The 19,080-nt window shown below is 41.8% G+C and carries 13 protein-coding genes and 1 tRNA gene; 13 read left to right on the top strand and 1 reads right to left on the bottom strand.

Features of this window, described 5'->3' with window-relative positions:
* Positions 1 to 30: 30 nt before the first annotated feature.
* The 3 genes from DQN48_RS03625 (at position 31) to DQN48_RS03615 (ending at position 1,914) form a co-directional block, all read left to right on the top strand.
* Positions 31 to 594 carry a glycosyltransferase family protein gene (locus DQN48_RS03625; protein ID WP_231902626.1) on the top strand — a complete coding sequence of 188 codons (564 nt, stop codon included), beginning with the start codon at positions 31 to 33 and terminating at the stop codon, positions 592 to 594.
* 110 nt (positions 595 to 704) lie between these two features.
* Positions 705 to 1,238 carry a glycosyltransferase gene (locus tag DQN48_RS03620; RefSeq protein WP_111713504.1) on the top strand — a complete coding sequence of 178 codons (534 nt, stop codon included), beginning with the start codon at positions 705 to 707 and terminating at the stop codon, positions 1,236 to 1,238.
* A gap of 10 nt (positions 1,239 to 1,248) precedes the next feature.
* Positions 1,249 to 1,914, top strand: a complete 666-nt coding sequence (locus DQN48_RS03615; RefSeq protein ID WP_081441285.1) for a glycosyltransferase — start codon at positions 1,249 to 1,251, stop codon at positions 1,912 to 1,914.
* A 284-nt stretch (positions 1,915 to 2,198) separates the two neighbouring features.
* Here the strand turns inward: DQN48_RS03615 and DQN48_RS03605 are convergent, their stop codons facing one another.
* Entirely contained in the window at positions 2,199 to 8,045 is a 5,847-nt protein-coding gene (locus DQN48_RS03605) for a vacuolating cytotoxin domain-containing protein (protein ID WP_013023009.1), read from the bottom strand.
* Positions 8,046 to 8,557: 512 nt separating this feature from the next.
* Between DQN48_RS03605 and DQN48_RS03600 the strand changes: the two genes are divergently transcribed.
* From DQN48_RS03600 to dnaK, 10 genes are all read left to right on the top strand, one after another.
* The gene (locus DQN48_RS03600; RefSeq protein WP_041913309.1) at positions 8,558 to 9,661 is read left to right on the top strand and encodes a glycosyltransferase; all 1,104 of its coding nucleotides are present in this window, start codon (positions 8,558 to 8,560) and stop codon (positions 9,659 to 9,661) included.
* Complete coding sequence (wecB, locus tag DQN48_RS03595; protein WP_013023005.1) at positions 9,655 to 10,713, top strand: non-hydrolyzing UDP-N-acetylglucosamine 2-epimerase; 1,059 nt, start codon at positions 9,655 to 9,657, stop codon at positions 10,711 to 10,713. Before DQN48_RS03600 ends, wecB begins: the two co-directional genes overlap by 7 nt.
* Positions 10,710 to 11,657 (top strand): Gfo/Idh/MocA family protein, encoded by a 948-nt coding sequence (locus DQN48_RS03590; protein ID WP_013023004.1) that lies wholly within the window; start codon positions 10,710 to 10,712, stop codon positions 11,655 to 11,657. Before wecB ends, DQN48_RS03590 begins: the two co-directional genes overlap by 4 nt.
* Before the next feature lie 185 nt (positions 11,658 to 11,842).
* Positions 11,843 to 12,475, top strand: a complete 633-nt coding sequence (locus DQN48_RS03585; RefSeq protein ID WP_173051819.1) for an acyltransferase — start codon at positions 11,843 to 11,845, stop codon at positions 12,473 to 12,475.
* A complete protein-coding gene (locus DQN48_RS03580) occupies positions 12,471 to 13,556 on the top strand; it encodes a DegT/DnrJ/EryC1/StrS family aminotransferase (protein ID WP_049762229.1) in 1,086 nt (361 codons plus the stop codon). Before DQN48_RS03585 ends, DQN48_RS03580 begins: the two co-directional genes overlap by 5 nt.
* A complete protein-coding gene (locus tag DQN48_RS03575) occupies positions 13,549 to 14,799 on the top strand; it encodes a nucleotide sugar dehydrogenase (protein ID WP_013023001.1) in 1,251 nt (416 codons plus the stop codon). The genes DQN48_RS03580 and DQN48_RS03575 overlap by 8 nt, the downstream gene beginning before the upstream one ends.
* 59 nt (positions 14,800 to 14,858) lie before the next feature.
* Positions 14,859 to 14,933, top strand: a tRNA-Asn gene (locus tag DQN48_RS03570).
* 700 nt (positions 14,934 to 15,633) lie between these two features.
* Positions 15,634 to 16,488, top strand: coding sequence for an HrcA family transcriptional regulator (locus DQN48_RS03565; RefSeq protein ID WP_081441284.1), 855 nt, complete (start codon positions 15,634 to 15,636; stop codon positions 16,486 to 16,488).
* 21 nt (positions 16,489 to 16,509) lie between these two features.
* Positions 16,510 to 17,115 (top strand): nucleotide exchange factor GrpE, encoded by a 606-nt coding sequence (gene grpE / locus DQN48_RS03560; RefSeq protein ID WP_013022999.1) that lies wholly within the window; start codon positions 16,510 to 16,512, stop codon positions 17,113 to 17,115.
* A gap of 26 nt (positions 17,116 to 17,141) precedes the next feature.
* Entirely contained in the window at positions 17,142 to 19,016 is a 1,875-nt protein-coding gene (gene dnaK / locus DQN48_RS03555) for a molecular chaperone DnaK (protein ID WP_013022998.1), read from the top strand.
* Positions 19,017 to 19,080 lie beyond the last annotated feature (64 nt).

Here is a 19,080-nt window from a genome sequence, read left to right as displayed (position 1 = left end):
AGCCAGAGGGATGGGGGCATTTTTGATGCGATGAATAAGGGAGTTTTGCTCAGCCAAAAAGACTACATCAATTTTGTGAATTGCGGGGATAGACTACACCAAAGAAACACCCTAGAAACCATCGCCAAGCTCCCTACAAATGCACCCATCATTTATGGAGATCTAGAAATCTCCCATGACAATCATCATTTCCTCAAAAAAACCTCGCACAATCTAGAGGATCTCTATACACTCTTTTATGATTTTGGCCATTCCAACTGCTTCATTGCCACCACCCTACACAAAAACATCCTTTATGACACGCGCTATCATCTAGCAGGAGATTATGACCTCATTTACAGAATCTATAAACAAGGTTATGAATTTTATTTCAGCGACTGCGTTATCAGCACCTTTTCTAGCGGTGGTGCTAGCGATGTGCATGGATACAAAAGCCTCAAAGAAGCCTTGCATATCGCGCTTTTTTATAATCAAAATTCTCCCTCAATGCGCGCAAAAATCTATCTCTACTATCTCTTTGCACTGCTCAAAAAAACCATCAAACTCTATTTCCCAAAACCCCTCACAAATTTCTTACTCAAATCCCTGAGATAACCCTGCACACTAGCCACCCCACCCCCTTTCTATCCTTCCTTTTTCCCATTTCCTCTGAGAAAAAATCCCAGTTTTTTGCTACCATAATCCATAAATTTTAAGGATTTTCTGTGCCACAAAATACCTCCACTCTGGGCTTCCTCCTACTTGGCCCGCTCCAAAAAAATAGCACCATCACAAAGGAATTTTTGCAAAAACACAATGTTACCTATCTGGGTGAATGCAGCGATGTACGAGACTTCATCGCTAGGAGTTTTTGCGTGGTTTTGCCAAGCTACTACAAAGAAGGAGTGCCACGTGTTTTACTTGAAGCTATGAGTATGGAAAAGCCCATTATTACCACAAATGTCAGTGGCTGCAGGGAGTGTCTTAAGCCTCCATTTTTACCAAAAAAAGATTTTACACTTGCTCAAAATGGCATCCTCATCCCCCCACAAGATGCTTCCGCATTGGAATCTGCAATGCGCTATTTATTAGCACTTCCTCTAACAAGCTATCAGAAAATGGCCAAACAATCCCGAGTCTATGCAATACAACGCTTTGAAATTTCTTTTATCAAACAAGCCTATAAAGATGCTATTAGACACTTTTTAGCCCCCCCCCCCCCGCGGGCAAAAAAGCACTCTGGCATTTGTGTGCAATAGCGCCTTTGGTATGTATAATTTTCGCCTGGCAATATTGCAAGAATTGCAAAGTATGGGATATAAAATCCTCATCATTGCACCAAAGGATGAGTACACACACAAATTTTATGCACTGGGCTTTGAGAGCGTGCATCTCCCCATCTCTAGCCATAGCCTAAATCCCCTCAAAGATCTCAAAACCTATTTTTGCCTCAGAAAAATCTTCCAAAAACATCACCCAGATTTTATTTTTCACTACACCATCAAGCCTATTATTTATGGCTCACTTGCGGCCAAGGATATCCCAAATATTGCCATTACCACAGGACTTGGCCATGCGTTCCTAGCAAACAATCCCCTAAGAAAAGCACTCAAACTACTAGTTTGCTGGCTTTACAGAATTTCGCTGCGCCATGCAAGGGAAGTATGGTTCCTAAACCAAGATGACAGAGACGAATTTCTCGCGCAAAAAATCCTATGTGAGAAAAAATGCAAAATCCTAGATAGTGAGGGCATTGACACGCAATACTTTGCCCCAAGAAATGACACGCAAGCACTAGCAGAAAAAAACTCCAATCACATAGAACCATCCTACACATCCTCTCCCCCAGAAAGGGAATTTTTACTCATTGCAAGAATGCTCAAAGAAAAAGGGATAGAAGAATTTTTGCACGCAGCAGATAACTTCAAAAAATAAAAAACTTGCGCTGGATATTTTTGGGTCGTACTTGGGCACTTAATTTTTGTTCATCTTTGCAGTGAAAAATATTGGGGGCTAGTGCGTGAGGGATTAGCGGGATCTATGCGGGGCTGGGTTTGATGGAGCAAAATAAGATAGCGTGCTTTTCATACCATTTCATCAAACTAGCATGTCTTTCATGCAAGGTGCGTGGTATGAGTATCTTTAAAATTAGTGATGTTTTTACTTTTGAAATTTGTGGCGCTATCTCCCCCACAAAGAGGGAAGGGATTAAAAAATCCCTAAAATACATATCTCACCCCGACATTGCCACTGACTCCTATGTCTTTGTAAAACACACCAGCCTTAGATCCTAGACCTAGGTTGACAAAGGTGCGTTTATAAACCTTCATCTCACCACCAATAAGCAAAGTAAAGCGCAGATTTCTTCGACTGTTATTGAAAAAGCGCAATGTGTCATTGCCTACAAATGTGACGGTTCTTCCACCCCCTGACATTACAAAAATATCTTGAGAGACTCCAAGATGTGCATACCAATAAGAAGTAGCACTCATGTATTTTCGCATTTCTAATCCTGCATCAAATGCTAGGGCAAATTTATTGACTGCACTAGCTAGGATGGCTAGATCTTGATTGAAGGCATTATCTGCCTTGCCCTGGATCTTAGAGCTTGCCACAAAATATTGCGAGATACCCACCAGTGGCTTTAGAACCAGGCTCTTTTCTTGGAGATAGAAAATATAGCCATAGGTGAAATTCACATTTTCTATGTAGCTATTGTAATGATAGTTCTGATTGAGACTCATGGTAATAGGCTCTTTAGAATTGATAAAGCCCCTATTCCATCCCACTGTGGTACTAGCATTAATATCAATTTCTCCATGCTCAATAAAGATGCGTGAATATGCACCAAAGTTAAAGTTATTGGCACGATTTTGTACAAAGCCTCCGAAACGATCTCTATAATCACTATATGCATAGGCAGCATAACCACCTATGATGGCATTTTTGACATAGCGATCATAACCTACATTGATTCCATAAAGCGTGCCACTGCCACCATTGACGAAATTGGCTGCACCAACAGCCTTGCCCCAAAGATTATTCTTATGTCTTTGACGCATTTCTTGGCGATAGATGGAGGCAAGATCAAGATTTTTGCTAGCAAAACGAGTATGCTTGAGAGACTCAGTGATGGAAGCAAAATCCTCTGGTGCCTTGGTGCTAGAGAGCTGTACAAGGCGGCTTTCTCTATTGGTATCTGTAGCAAGACGCAGGATGTTTGCACTGCTAGCTTTGTTGTTTACTGAACCTAGCTGGCCTATGGCATTGTCAATCTTTTTAGCAACAGTTTGGAAGTATTGCAGATTATTTTCCTTTACCACATCCCAGGCCCAGATAGGATTGTGTTTATCAATCATCAAGACTTGAAAATTATCAATAGTCACATTGCTGCTAGAATCTAGCGCATTTAGCCATTCTTTGACTGCACTAGCCTCAGCTGTGGAACTTTGAGTTTTTAAGATCGCATCATAGAGCTTGGTGAGTCTCTCAGTTTGCTGGGGATTGATATTCCTTAGTGCATAGATCCAGTCTTGGCCACCCTTTTTGAAGAAATAATATTCAATCTGGTTAGGATTAAAAGGGTTGAAGGTGCTAGTAGGCGCTGTGGAGATCTTAAAGCCAATGCGATTGTTTCGAATAATCTTTGCTAGAAAAAATCCACCCAATTTCGCATCATCATTTACAGAATCAAGGCGCTTATTGGAATTGCCATAAAAGCCAAATTCCTTAATCATTTGATCTTGATACATCTGTGTGTTGCCAGAAGTGCCATTATAATGATAATTGATCCCCCCTATAGAATGAATCAAAATATACTCTGTGCCCACCTTGAGATTTTTAAGCTGTTCAATATTGTGCACACTCAAAACAGGAAGGTTTTTATTATTGAGATAGATATTGGTTTGGCCTTGGATGGTGATGGTATTGAGATTATTGCCTGTTAGATTGAGGTTTAGACTACCATTTAGGTTGAAATTTCCAGCAATGGTGATTTTTGTAGGAGAATCATAGTTTAGCGCAGCATTTTGTGCGATGTCTAGGTTTGTGAAAGATGCTACAGAGTTGTTAAAAGTCGCCTGGCCACTGATGGTTGTAGTGCCACCATTATTCGCATAGAAATAGCCGCTATTAGATTGGATATCACGTACATTGAGATTGAGATTTGTGCTACTTCTTGCATCAAATGTTGGGTAATTTGTGATTGCACTAGGTGCACTCAAGATGATTTTTTGGATGGTAGCTTTTTGCACATCGATTAATTTGATAGAACTGCCATAGGCACCTGCAGGGCTTGCTTCTAGTGTACCTGCAGTAAGGCTAGTGAGCTTTGTAAATGTCAGATTGGAATTATTGATTAATGGAGTTAATTTAGAAATGGCCTGATAAGTGCCATGAAGCACCATGGTTGCATAGCCACTTTCATTATTGGCGGATTGGTAAAAAGAGGCATTTGGCCCGATGCTAAGCCCAGAGGTATTTGGCGTGATGGTGACCCCATAGGAGGAGAAATGTGAAGTCGAAAGGGTGGAATTCACAAATTTCACGATATTTTTGATGTTAATCTCCTGGGATCCTTTAGAAAAAATGATCGTGGAATTATTGGAGCTTAGTGACCCACTCACATCAAGCTTTGAGAGCGTGCTTGCATTGAGTGTTCCATAGTTTTGGAGCTCCAATGTGCCCACACTTAGACTCCCACCCTGCTTGAAATTTAGCACTGCATTATCTACACCACTCGTGCCACCATTAAATACCAATGTGTTGATGGTAGAATTTCCAATATTTGTCATAAAATCATTGGGAGAGTAGTTCCCAGGATTTACCTGCATGGTATTGATGTAGAAATTTTTGGCATAGATTCCCCCACCATTGGCACCTTTAGCGCTCCGCACCACAAGGCTGCGGATATAGATGTCATAGTCTTGATTTCCTACAGTGATTTTTTTGGCATTTCCCGTGCTACCATTCACACCGCCGGTGATGCCATTGAGATTTAGCGTGACCTCATTACTCACAGTGCCATTAGCACCATTGGTACCATCATTCCCATTTCCTATGAGATGAATCGTGCCCTGATAGTTAAATTCACTACCTATAGCTGTTAGGCTGGAGTGATTTTTTATCCAGATATTAGCTTGTTGATTGTTGTCATTAGATCCAATAAAACCTAGCTGACCGTTTTTATTTGCTGCATTGAGTATGAGATTGCCGCTAATAAGGGCGCCATCTCCTAGCACAATATTTCCACCAAGATAGATATCATCAGCATTGACCTTCATGGTAGATCGGGCCAACTGATCTCCGATGCGGATGGTCCCTGTATTTCCTGCAGTCTCACGATTTTTACCCAAGACAAACTTTGAGCCAATCGCATTAACGGTAAAAACCGCATTGGGATTGTCGCTATTGTTATAGACATAGTTTTGCAGATAATAGATGATGGGCTTTCCCTTGGAGTAGGGATGGGTGGATATCTGCGGATTGAGGGTCAGGGTGTAGTCATTGCGCAGCCCCCCAGGAGCACTCATAGCACCAAAGACCGCATTCCCACCAAACAATGGCCATGTCCCAGGTCTAATAAAAGGCATGATGTCGACATACTCAGCAAGTGGTGTGACATAAAAACTCAAGGTATTATTATTCGTGCTTGAGACAAAATCCACACTCATGGGCTTATTTTTGTTTGCGTTATCATAAAAATAAATATTTTGCGCAAAAACCTGGCTGAGCTCCCCGTATTTTGTGTTTTCTGAGAGACTGGTGTAGACTTGTCCGTTTTGCAGGAATTGAAATCCTCCACCAGCATGAATCAATATATAGGTCTGCCCTGTGATGAGATCTTGGGTGCTTGTGTAGATATTGATTCTAGACTCTGGAATGCCTTGAGCGATGGTTTGCCCTTCTTTTTTTCCATTCGCCGCTGTGTTTGCAATGCTTTCCTTCTTGGTTCCTGCATCCATGTTGAATTGAAAATACCCACTGACATTGATAAGCTCTGTGTTGTTGGGATTTAGCGTGAAGTTCAAAGAGCCAATGTTTTCCATATTTCCATGGACAGTAAGGTTGGATCCATCTGCGATATTGAGATTTCCATTATTTTTGTAAACACCATTAAGGTTGTTTTTCAGCCAAATCTGTGCGTTATTTTGAATCGTAATCTCTTGTGTGGTGAGATTATTTACATAGATTGCGGAACGATCCAATGTGATCTTATTAATCGTCGTATCACCCGTGAGATTGCTAGTAATGTTAAATCCCGCTTGAGCTATCAGAGTGCCATTGTGCATGACTAGATTTTTTGCCTCTAGGGTTTGTCCGCTTTTAATCTGGAGCTCTGCACCATTGTTGAAAGTAATATTGCCAATCGTAATCTTTCCACTGGAATCTAGAAAAGTCTGATTATTGCTAAAAGTGGCATTGTCAATTTCTAGATTTGCTCCTGCTTTGATTGTGGCATAGGAGGATTCTAGGGTAGTGATTTTTACATTATTAATCGCTGCTGCATCTAGTGTGCTCCAATTAGAGATCTTTGCAGTTCCAATGGTGAGGCTTTTGCCAGAATTGAATTTTGCTGTAGCCTTTGTGGTTGCTCCCCAGCCTCCAAAGATTTCTAGATTGGTGATGTTGTAGGTGGTATCACTTGGTATAAAAGTACCCTTAACCTCTCCATAAAAGTTTGTTGTAGGGTTGAAATCCGCGGTCCTGATGGTGAGATTTGTGATGTTGACATCTTTATTTACATGGATACCCCCACCAGTAGCAACAAGATTGGTAATAGTGGCTTTTCCACTCACACCACTAAAATTAAAGGTATTCACTCCTGTATCTCCACCAGTAAAGACATCTAGATGAACAGAATTTAGTGTGAGGTTCTTTACATTATTGACTGTAAAACTCGCACTATATGCACCCCAGGTTTGTATTGCAATGCCACCTGTAGATACAAAATTATCCACATTGCTGATAGCAATAGAATTATGCGTAGTTCCTGCATTTGTGGGTAGATTCCAATCCCCTGTGATGGTGGTGGTGCCATTGCTTTGGGTATAGCTTGCATTATTGCCTGTGGTGAGTGCATAGGCATTGATGTCTTTAGTCTGGAATGTGGTATTTGTGACATTAAGAGATTTGATGCTAAGTGTTGCCTTGAGGTTAGGGGCTATAAAATATCCATTCTCTATACTTAGAGATGAGAGTGCGACACTTCCCTTCCCACTATCAGCAGCAGATGTCTTATTGTTAAAGACAACCTTTCCACCAGATTTTTGAATGCTGAGATTTTGTATATTGTAAGTATTTGCAGAAAAACTAGTGGTTCCACCAGAATTATCCTGTATTCTTGTATTGTTTGCTTCAATTTCATTTGCAGTGACAGAGAAATTACTATTCTGTGTGCCTGCTTTATAAAATTCAAGTGTCAAACTTTGTAGATTTGCTTTTTGTGTCGCACTAAAATTAAGGCTTGCACCACCCCCAGTCCTCCAGCTATTTCCTGCTCCTAGTGTGCTCGTAAGATAAATATTTTTTGCATTGAAACTTGCAGTGATATAGCCTACATCTCCTCCCCTTCCAAACCAAATCCCTCCTCCACTGGTATTTGCAACCTCTCCGCTATTGCCAAAGATTAGTGTCCCATTGAGATAACTCTGAGAAAAGCTTGCACCAGCACTGCTCCATGTATTCATGCTACCAGCAAAAAATTTTCCGCTCGCAGGACTACTCCGACCCCATAATTTATAAACAGAATCCGTAATATTGACATTTGCAGTGTCTGCAAAAGATGGGCTAAGAGAGCCTAGCATTGCTAGGATCATACTGCCAAAGATTTTATTTTTTGTGAGTGTTTTGAAGGGGAAAAATCCTCTTGTGTTCTCCCTCAATACCGCATCCCTTTTTATTTTCTCTGCATGCTGCACATGTTTGGCACTTTCTAAAGACAGGAAGCTTCCTTGGACTCTATTCTTGTTTTTTAAAGAATGATTTTCTAAAGACTGACTGCCCTTCTCTAAAGAACATGGGGTTAGATTGATGAGTGTTTTGGATAAATAATTTTTGTGTTGCATAATAAACCTTTCTTATTTAATAATGTTTACTAAAGCTTTACCAAAATCCTTTAGAGTCCTTCCTAAATCTTCCCAAATTTTAAATCCAAACCATCCAAACTTCGCAAAAATTACACAAATTTGAATTTTTACATGCACCGTGATAGAAGCTATGCGCTTGCTATTGGAATGCCTTCCTTGTGCTTTTTACACATTATCAAGGTTATCAAGGCTGTATTTTTTACAAAAATTCACGAGATTTTAAATTTTGGCGCGCTAGTAAAATGCTGCAAAAACTTCAAAAAAACCCTCAAGACTCCCATAGGAAAATCACAAATTTGAGATTTCAATCCGATGCAGGCTTTTTATGGGCTCTTGCGGGGCTACTCTCAGGAAGCCAAGCAGAGCCAAGAAGGAGCGGCATCCTGCACAAAAATCCAAGTGGGCTATCATGTAGATTTTGCCAAATAATAGGGCTAGGGATTTTGCATCAATCTGCTAAAATTGCAAAAATCTTAGAGAAAGTTTCCTGGATGAAAATTCTGCAACTTGGTAAATTTTATCCTCCGCATTTGGGAGGGATTGAGACTGTCATGCAAGATATTTGTGATGGAATGAACAAAAGGGGCATCCTATGTGATTGTCTGGTATCCAACAAATCCCTAGCCTATCAAGAAAACATCACTCCCTATGGTGGCAGGATTTTCCGCACAGCCAGCCTTGGGATCCTTGCATCCACTTCCATCACCCCGCAAATGATTTTTAAATTGAGAGAAATCATCAAAAACTATGACATTATCCATCTGCACTACCCCGATCCCATCGCGGTACTCGCACTTCTCCTCACTCCTAGTGACAAAATCATCCTTACGCATTATCACTCCGATATTTTTAAAAATAGATTTTACTTTGGCCCCTTTGCACCTTTGCAAAAAGCCATCCTCAAGCGCTCAGATCTCATTATCACAACCAGCCAAAAATATATCAACGAATCTCCCTATCTGCGCGATTTTGCACAAAAATGCATCGCCATTCCTATCGGTGTGGACATGCCAAAAAGTGATATTGACACATCCAAAAATCAAAATATCATTTGCTCTGTGGGCAGGCTTGTGCCCATCAAGGGCTTTGAGAGCCTCATTGCAAGCGCGCAGTTTTTGCCAGAGGATTTTGAGATCCATATCGCTGGGGGTGGGGATGAGCGCTACAAAGCCAAGCTACAAAACCTCATCCAAAGCCTGCAGCTAGAGCATCGCGTCTTTTTGGTGGGACCAAAGAAAAAAGAGGAGTTGTTAGAATTTTATGCCAAATCAAAGTATTTCGTCCTGCCCTCTTTGCAGGAATCCTATGGCATTGTTTTGGTAGAAGCGCTAAGTTTTGGGCTTCCCTGTGTCTCTACCAAGCTTAAGCCTTCTGGCAGTGATTTTATCAATCAACACCAAAGCACAGGCCTAGTAATAGAGCCAAAGGATCCCAAGGCCATCGCAAAAGCCATCCTAGAGATAGAGAAAAACTATGATTTTTATAGCAGCAATGCAAAAAAACGCTATCTAGAAAATTTCCAACTGCAGACCATGATTCATGCTTTTGAAGCTACGTATCAAAAACAATACGCCAAAAGATCACAAACATGCTAAAACTCCTGATTATTGTAGGAGCAAGACCCCAATTCATCAAACTCGCTCCCCTGCAACTCGCACTCAACAACTCCCCCATCAAACAAATTCTAGTCCACACAGGGCAGCATTATGATCCTAAGATGAGTGCAGTGTTTTTTGACACACTCAAGCTCTCCCCTCCTTCCTACAAGCTCCCTCACGGCGGCAAGACGCAGCTTTGCATGCTCGCAGATATGCTCAAAAGTCTAGAATCCATCCTATTATCTGAGCAGCCAGATTTTGTGCTTGTCTTTGGGGATACGACCTCTAGCCTTGCAGGTGCACTTGCCAGCGCCAAGCTACAAATCCCACTCATCCATGTAGAAGCAGGCTTACGCAGCTTCCAACTCTCTATGCCAGAAGAGCAAAACCGAGTCCTAGCCGATCGCCTCTCAAGCCTGCTCTTTGCTCCCTCACAAATCGCAGTAAACAACTTGCACAATGAAGGAATCATGGCACCCCAATATAAAATCTATCAGGTTGGAGACATCATGAAAGATGCAAGCTTGCTTTTTGCAAAATATGCAAAGGCCCCAGACCTCACACTGCCCAAATCCTTTGGGCTCTGCACCATCCACCGCCAAGAAAATCTCACCAAAGAGGCTTTGAGTGAGATTTTTGCCGCACTCTGTGAGATCGCCAAATCCCTGCCGCTGCTTTTGCCCCTCCACCCAAGTACAGCGAGATTTATCCACCCCAAAGACTACCCTGGGATTTTGTTCTGCGAGCCACTAAGCTATCTAGAGATGCTCTATGTGCTGGGGCATTCAAAACTAGTCATCACAGATAGCGGGGGGCTGCAAAAAGAATCGTATTTCTTTCAAAAACCCTGCATTGTATTGCGAGAAAATAGCGAGTGGATGGAGCTCGTGGACTCTCATTATAATGTCCTAGCAGGGAACAACGCACACAAAATTCTGCAAAGTTTTGTTCACATTGCAAGCCAAGCATCAGGGGATTTTGGTGAGAATTTTTATGGCAATGGAGATTGTGCCATGCAAATCTTATCAGTGTTAAAGGAGTATTTATGAAAAATTTTGCCATCATTGGTGTGGCAGGCTATATCGCCCCACGTCATCTACGCGCTATTGCAGATACGCAAAATACACTTTTATGTGCATTGGACCCAAAAGATTCTGTAGGAATTTTGGACTCAACTTTTCCACAAACACATTTTTTCACGGAATTTGAACGCTTTGATCGCCATATCAATAAACTCCAAAACAAAAATATAAACATAGATTTTATTAGCATTTGCTCACCCAATTATCTTCATGATAGTCACATCCGCTATGCACTCAAAAATAATGCCGATGCGATTTGTGAAAAACCCCTCGTCCTCAACCCCTGGAATCTAGAGGCCTTGCAAGAACTCGAAAAAAAAGGAAACAAAAAAGTCTATAACATCCTGCAACTACGCCTGCATCCCAGCATCATCAAGCTCAAACATACAATAGAGCAAAACTTGCAGCAAAACCCAAAAAAGCGCTTTAGTGTGAATCTCACTTATATCACTGCACGGGGGAATTGGTATTTTGCCTCTTGGAAGGGAGATCTCAACAAAAGTGGGGGGATCGCTACAAATATCGGGGTGCATTTTTTTGATATGCTCCAGTATATTTTTGGAGCAAATAAAGCCCTGCAGGTACATGTCCAGACACCTGACACTGCTAGTGGCAACCTGCAGCTAGAACATGCAGATGTCCACTGGTTCCTCTCCATCAATGCCAAATACCTCCCCAACCCAAAAATGCGCACATATCGCTCCATCCTCGTAGAAAATGAAGAAATCGAATTTAGCGATGGATTTGAAAATCTGCATACCAAAAGCTATGAGGAAATCCTAAAAGGCAGGGGCTTTGGCCTCAAAGAAGCAAGCCCATCCATCTCTCTTGTGCATCAGATTCGCAATGCTCCCGTGCTAGGGATCAGAGGGGAGTATCACCCTATGTGCATGCAAGTGGAGGATATATGAAAAAAATCCCTGCAAAAAATGCTATGAAAACTCGTGGAAAAAAGCCCGCGCATCAAACCCAAAATAAGCATGGAGGATATATGAAAAAAAATACCCTAAAAGCCCGTGGAAATGCTCTAGAAACTTGCGAAATTCTCGCGCCACAAGCCCTGCAGCCCAGCTTACAAAATCCTTCGCAAAATGGGATGCAACCAACACCCCAACCCAGAGCGCAAAATGAAGCGCAAAATAGCTTGCAGGATGGGGTAAATTTCTTTGTACATCCCACAAGCATCATCGAGCAGCCCTGCAAGATCGGAGAGGGCACCAAAATCTGGCATTTTTGTCATATCCTGCCACATACCCACATTGGCGCGCGCTGCTCCTTTGGACAAAATTGCGTCATTGGTCCGGGTGTCTTCATCGGCAATGGATGCAAGGTGCAAAATAATGTCAGCATTTATGAGGGAGTGAGCTGCGAGGAGGATGTCTTCATCGGGCCCTCTGTAGTTTTTAGCAATGTCATCAATCCCCGTGCCTTTATCAATCGTAGAGGCGAATTCCTCCCCACATTGCTCAAAAAAGGCTGCTCCATCGGAGCCAATGCCACGATTATCTGTGGGCATAGCATCGGAAAATATGCACTCATTGGCGCGGGTGCGGTGGTGAGCAGGGATGTGCCAGATTACGCGCTTGTGGTGGGCAATCCTGCGCGCATCATTGGCTGGGTGGACAAAACTGCACAAAGGCTAAATTTCACCCAAGGAAGGGCATGGAGTCAAGAGGAGGGATGTGCATATTTTTTGCAAGATGGAAGAGTGAAGTGTGGCAATGATTGATTTTTCTGGGATCAAGCAAGATTATCAAGCGCACCAAAAAGAGATCGATGCTGCCATTGCGCGCGTGATTGCAAGCGGGCAATTCATCATGGGAGAAGAAATAGAGGCACTAGAAAAAAAGCTTTCTAAATTTGTCGGGGTAAGGCATGCACTCTCCTGCTCAAGTGGCACAAGTGCACTCATCCTCTGCCTCCTAGCCCTAGGCATAGGCAAAGATGATGAGGTCATCACCTCAAGTTTTAGCTTTTTTGCGAGTGCGGAAGCTATCGCGATAGTGGGAGCTAGACCGGTTTTTGTAGATATTGATGAGAGCTATAACCTAGATATTTCAAAAATTAGACCCCTCATCACCAAAAAGACTAGGGCCATCCTTGCAGTGAGTCTCTTTGGGCAGATGGGGAATCTCCCTGCCTTGCTAGAGCTAGCAAAGCAGGAGAATTTATGGCTGATTGAAGATGGAGCCCAGAGCTTTGGCGCTAGCTATGAGGGCAAAAAAAGCGGGTCTATTGCGCATGTCAGCACGACAAGTTTTTTCCCCGCAAAGCCGCTAGGCTGCTTTGGTGATGGAGGTGCAATATTTTGTAATGATGAGGGGATTTATCACAAACTCAAGCTTTTGCGCACACATGGACAAAGCATGCGCTATCAGCATGAAATCATCGGAATGAATGCGCGTCTAGATAGCTTGCAAGCAGCGATCTTGCAAACAAAGCTTGGCTATTATGAACAAAATCTAGCAAAGAGACAGGAAAATGCCAGGCTTTATTGCAAACATCTCAAGGATGCCAAAATCACCCTGCCCTTTATTGATAGAAAGGCAAAAAGCTCTTTTGCACAATTTAGCATTTTGTGTAAGCTTAGAGAGAGTCTCAGAGAATTTTTGCAAAAAAGAGCCATCCCTACGGCTGTGCATTATCCCATCGCCCTGCATCAACAAAAAGCCTTTGGCTATCTTCCCAGCACAAAAGCACCCTTTGCAGAACAATGTGCCAGAGAGATTTTAAGCCTACCCCTCCATCCCTATCTCACCCCCACGCAGATTCTCACTATCTGCCAAAGCATCAAGGAATTTTATGGATAAAATCGCAATTATTGGACTGGGCTATGTGGGACTACCCCTTGCCATCGCATTTGGGAGACACTACCCCACCATCGGCTATGACATCAATGAGACTCGCATCAAGGAACTGCAGGAAAATTTTGATAGAAATGGACAAGTGGAGGATTTTGCCTCATCAAAAAAGCTTTCATTTTGCAAGGATAGGGACTCTCTCAAAGATTGCAATATCTACATCATCACTGTACCCACGCCTATTGATGCGCACAAAAGACCAGACATCTCGCTGCTGCTAGGAGCCTCAAGGCTGGTAGGAGAATTCTTGCAAAAAGGAGACATCGTGATCTATGAATCCACCACCTACCCCACTTGCACAAAAAAGCAATGTGTGCCAGTTTTGGAGGATGCAAGTGGGCTTGTCTTCAATGAGGACTTTTTCGTGGGATATTCTCCAGAGCGGATCAACCCAGGAGACAGTCTCCATACGCTAGAAAATATCACCAAAATCACCTCTGGCAGCACCAAGGAATCTGCAAAAAAAATCAATACTCTTTATCAAAGCATCGTGCAAGATACCTATCTAGCCCCAAGTATCGAGATCGCAGAGGCTGCTAAAGCCATCGAGAATGCACAAAGGGATCTCAACATCGCTTTTGTCAATGAATTGAGTCTGATTTTTGACAAAATTGGCGTTGATACCCAAGAAGTGCTAAATGCTGCAAAAACCAAATGGAATTTTCTGCCCTTTACCCCGGGGCTTGTGGGGGGGCACTGTATCAGCGTGGATCCCTATTATCTCATGCACATCGCCCATGAATATGGCTACCATCCCAAAATCATCACTTCAGGGCGTCTCATCAATGATGCGATCCCAAGCTTCATCGCACAAAAAACCATCAAGCTCCTGACCCAACACAAATCTAATCCCCTAAGTGCAAAGATAGGCATTTTTGGCGCGAGCTTCAAAGAGAATTGCAAAGATATTCGCAACGCAAAGGTATTTGAGGTTTATAAAGAACTCAAGGAATATGGTGTATGTGTGGAAATCTTTGATTCTTTAATCGATGTGAAAGAGGCCCAAAGCCACTATGGCATAGAGGTGCAGAAACTTGACAAACTGCAAGGAAAATATGAGGCATTGATCATCGCGATTCCTCATGAGGAATTTTTAGATTTTGATTATGCAGGGCATCTTGCTGAAAATGGCTTCATTTTTGACATCAAAGGAGTCCTGAAGAAAAAAACCAAAAATCTCTATAAACTTTAGAAATCCCTTGACACACGATGATTTTTTTGTCTATAATTACACCGCTTTTTTAAGCATATTCCGGATTAGCTCAGCGGTAGAGTAGGCGGCTGTTAACCGCTTGGTCGTAGGTTCGAATCCTACATCCGGAGCCACATAAAATCTTCATTTTTACTCCATTTTGATTCTTTCCATTTTTAAGATTCCACATTTCTCAGTTTTTAGGTTGTATTTTTTTGGAGTCTCTTTTTTTATTTTCAAGTCGCGTTTTTAATCATAACTCCAAAATACTTTGTTTCTTTCTCCATAACTAGGGCAGTTCTCTCGTTCGCTCGAGGGGCCCCTCTTTTTCTTTTCATAAAGGGGGAGGGGCTTATATGTGCAAGTGTGGGCAAGAGATTCGCTCGTGCGCAAAGTCGCATCCTAGCACCGCATACGCGCTTGCACGCCTTATAGATCCCCCACCCCGGTCAGGTTCTATTCTGTATAGATTTCAAACACACTCACCCCTCAAACCCCCTACCCCGATCTCAGTGCTTTTTTATTGTTTTTTCGCAAGCGGTGGTAGTCCGCTGGGATTTTCAAACATGCTTCCCCCTCCCGCACCGCGATGGGGTTAGGGTTCAATCTTGGGATAAAGGGGTGGTTTTAGCTCCCGCGCCGCGATCACCCACAATAGCTCCCGCCTCCCAAAAAGCAATCCCATCACAATGCTTTAGCACCACGATGCGGGGATTTTGCAACATTTGGCGGCAAAAGTCAGGGATTGTTTCAAATACATTTAGTGATATGAGCTAATATTACTTTATATCATTAGGCTAAAAATTTATAATTTTTAGCAATATTTTTATTAGAATGCTAAAATTATTTACTTTTTTGAGGCATAATGCCAAGCAATCTAAGCAAAGGATGTGTATGGGTTACAATAAAACAATGTTGTTAGAACAAGTCATACAAGAATATTTACGGCTCAAGGAGCCCATCGGTTCTGAAATGCTAAAAAACACATTGTCACTAAAGATAAGCTCAGCAACCATCCGTAATTATTTCAAATTGCTCATGGAAGAAGGGATTTTGGTGCAACCTCATATTAGTGGGGGGAGAATCCCTACGCATTTTGCGATGAAGAATTACTGGCGACAAAGGATAGATTTCAAATCTCAAATCCTTGTCATCCATGATGATGATGAGACTATCATGCAGATTTGCAAACAGCATGAAGTGTTTTTGCTATTCAAAAAAAAGATTTCTCAAAAGCTCACAGAAATCCAAAATGTGCAAGATAGATACCTCATCCTCATTTTTGAAAAAGGCGAGATTTTGCTCCCCTATAATTCAAGGCTAGAGCGCTTTCTCTCTGAACTCATCGGGCTGGATATCGATGAAATTAAAAACATCGCCTACCAGGTAATGGCACATGGCGCGCTAAAAAAGATGAATCATTTGCAAAATGAGGAATTGCGCTATTTTGGACTAGAAAATATCGATTTTCTCATCCAATCCCCGCATTATCATGAATTGTTTTTTGAGATTTTGGAAGGAAGGATCTTTGACAAGGTACAGAGTAGCATTTTGTTTGATCCTATTTTTCCAGAGGGCTACATGGGGATTTTGCAAAATGTCATCCAAAATCGCCAAGAATACAAGATGCTTTGCATCGGCACCTTGATGGTGGATTATCAAAACTTTTATGAGCAAATTGCTGCTTAAATCTCAAAAAAGGAGTAAGAAATGAGTGAACTCACAAAAGAAGAACTCTTAGCAGAGCTTGAGCTTGCAAAACAAGAGTACGAAAAAAAGAAAGAGGAATATGAAAAAGTTTCTTTGGCACTGGAAGGGTTGGAACATTCCCATGAACACAAAGACCAGCAAAATAGCAGCGATCCTGTGCAAGAAACCCAACAACAGGAGGATTATGAACAAAAGTATAATGAACTAAAAAATGAATATCTAAGAGTATTTGCAGACTTTGAAAATAGCAAAAAACGCTTGGAAAAAGATAAAGTCCAGGCGCTGGAATATGCATATGAGAAGTTTGCAAAAGATTTATTACCAATTTTGGATGCATTGCATAATGCCAAAGAAGTATCCAAAGAGAATCCTGCCATCTTAGAGGGGATTATCTTTGTGGTAGAAAATCTCATCAAAACGCTTGCCAAATACGGGATCGAGGAGATCCCCACAGATGGAGATTTTGATCCAAACTTCCATGATTGTATTATGCAAGTGCCACACGCAGAACTAGATGAGGGAGCGATCGCACAAGTCATGCAAAAAGGCTATAAATACAAAGAAAGAACTCTGCGACCTGCAATGGTAGCAATTGTAAAAAACTAAATTCATCTCGTAAAAAAGGATAAAAAATGGGAAAAGTAATCGGAATTGACTTAGGAACAACCAACTCTGCAATGGCAGTATATGAAGGCAATGAGGCAAAAATCATTGCAAATAAAGAAGGGAAAAATACTACCCCCTCTATCGTGGCTTTCACAGATAAGGGAGAGATCTTAGTAGGTGAGCCTGCAAAGCGCCAAGCTATCACCAATCCACAAAAAACAATCTATTCTATTAAAAGAATCATGGGATTGATGTTCAATGAAGATAAGGCAAAGGAAGCAGAAAAAAGACTACCCTATAAAATCGTAGATAGAAATGGGGCTTGTGCCATCGAGATCGCTGATAAAGTCTATACACCTCAAGAGATCTCAGCAAAAATCTTGATGAAAATCAAAGAAGATGCAGAAAGCTATCTTGGAAGCGAAGTCACAGAGGCTGTGATCACCGTCCCTGCATATTTCAATGATGCACAAAGAAAGGCAACAAAAGAAGCAGGAACCATTGCAGGTCTCAATGTACTTAGAATCATCAATGAGCCCACTTCTGCAGCGCTCGCCTATGGGCTTGATAAAAAAGAATCAGAAAAGATCATGGTCTATGATCTTGGTGGAGGAACATTTGATGTCACCGTGCTAGAAACTGGAGATAATGTCGTAGAAGTTTTGGCAACTGGCGGAGATGCTTTCTTGGGTGGGGATGACTTTGATAATAAAATCATTGACTGGGTCGCCCAAGAATTCAAAGATGAAACAGGCATTGATATCAAAAAAGATGTGATGGCACTCCAGAGAATCAAAGACGCTGCAGAAAATGCAAAAAAAGAACTCTCCAGTGCGCAAGAAACTGAGATCAATCTGCCCTTTATCACAGCTGATGCAAGTGGCCCCAAGCACTTGGTAAAAAAACTCACCCGTGCAAAATTTGAAAGTCTGATCAATGATCTCATTGAAGAAACCATTAAAAAAATTGATTTTGTCATCAAAGATGCAGGTCTTAGCAAAAGCGATATTAGCGAAGTGGTGATGGTAGGTGGCTCCACAAGAATCCCGCGCGTGCAAGAGAGAGTGAAAGATTTTATCGGGAAAGATTTAAATAAATCCGTAAACCCTGATGAAGTCGTGGCAATTGGTGCTGCAATTCAAGGAGGAGTGCTAAAGGGGGATGTAAAAGATGTCTTATTGCTTGATGTCACACCATTGAGTTTAGGGATTGAGACTCTTGGTGGGGTAATGACAAAAGTGATTGATAGAGGCACTACCATCCCAGCCAAAAAAACACAAACCTTTTCTACCGCTGAGGATAATCAACCAGCAGTCTCCATTTCTGTACTACAGGGAGAAAGAGAAATGGCAAAAGACAATAAATCCCTAGGAAGATTTGATTTGCAAGGAATTCCACCAGCACCAAGAGGCATCCCACAAATTGAAGTTACCTTTGATATTGATGCCAATGGTATCCTAACTGTTAGCGCACAAGACAAAGCTAGTGGTAAATCTCAAGAAATCAAAATTAGCGGATCTAGTGGTTTAAGTGATAGTGAAATTGAAAAAATGGTAAAAGATGCAGAACTTCACAAAGAAGAAGATTCCAAAAGAAAAGCAGCCATAGAGTCTAGAAACACGGCAGATAATCTTATCTATCAAACAGAAAAATCTCTGGGTGAATTCAAAGATAAGCTCGATAGCACAGAGGTGACAAAAATAGAAGAAGCTATTGAGGATCTCAAGGCAATATTGAAAGAAGAAAATGCCAGCAAAGAGCAAATCGATGAAAAAATCAAAAAGCTTACAGAAGTCAGTCATAAACTTGCTGAAGCAATGTATGCCAAAAATAACAATCCAAGTCAGGACAACACTCAGGCCAAAAAAGATGATGACATCATCGATGCAGAAGTAGAATAACCCCCAACCATCGCCTGGGGCCCATCCAAATGGGCCCATCCCATGAGGGAATTTCAATCCAAAG

The organism is Helicobacter mustelae, assembly GCF_900476215.1.
GTDB lineage: Bacteria > Campylobacterota > Campylobacteria > Campylobacterales > Helicobacteraceae > Helicobacter_H > Helicobacter_H mustelae.
The sequence above is the reverse complement of the archived record's forward strand: the minus strand, read 5'-3'. Positions and strand labels throughout refer to the sequence as shown.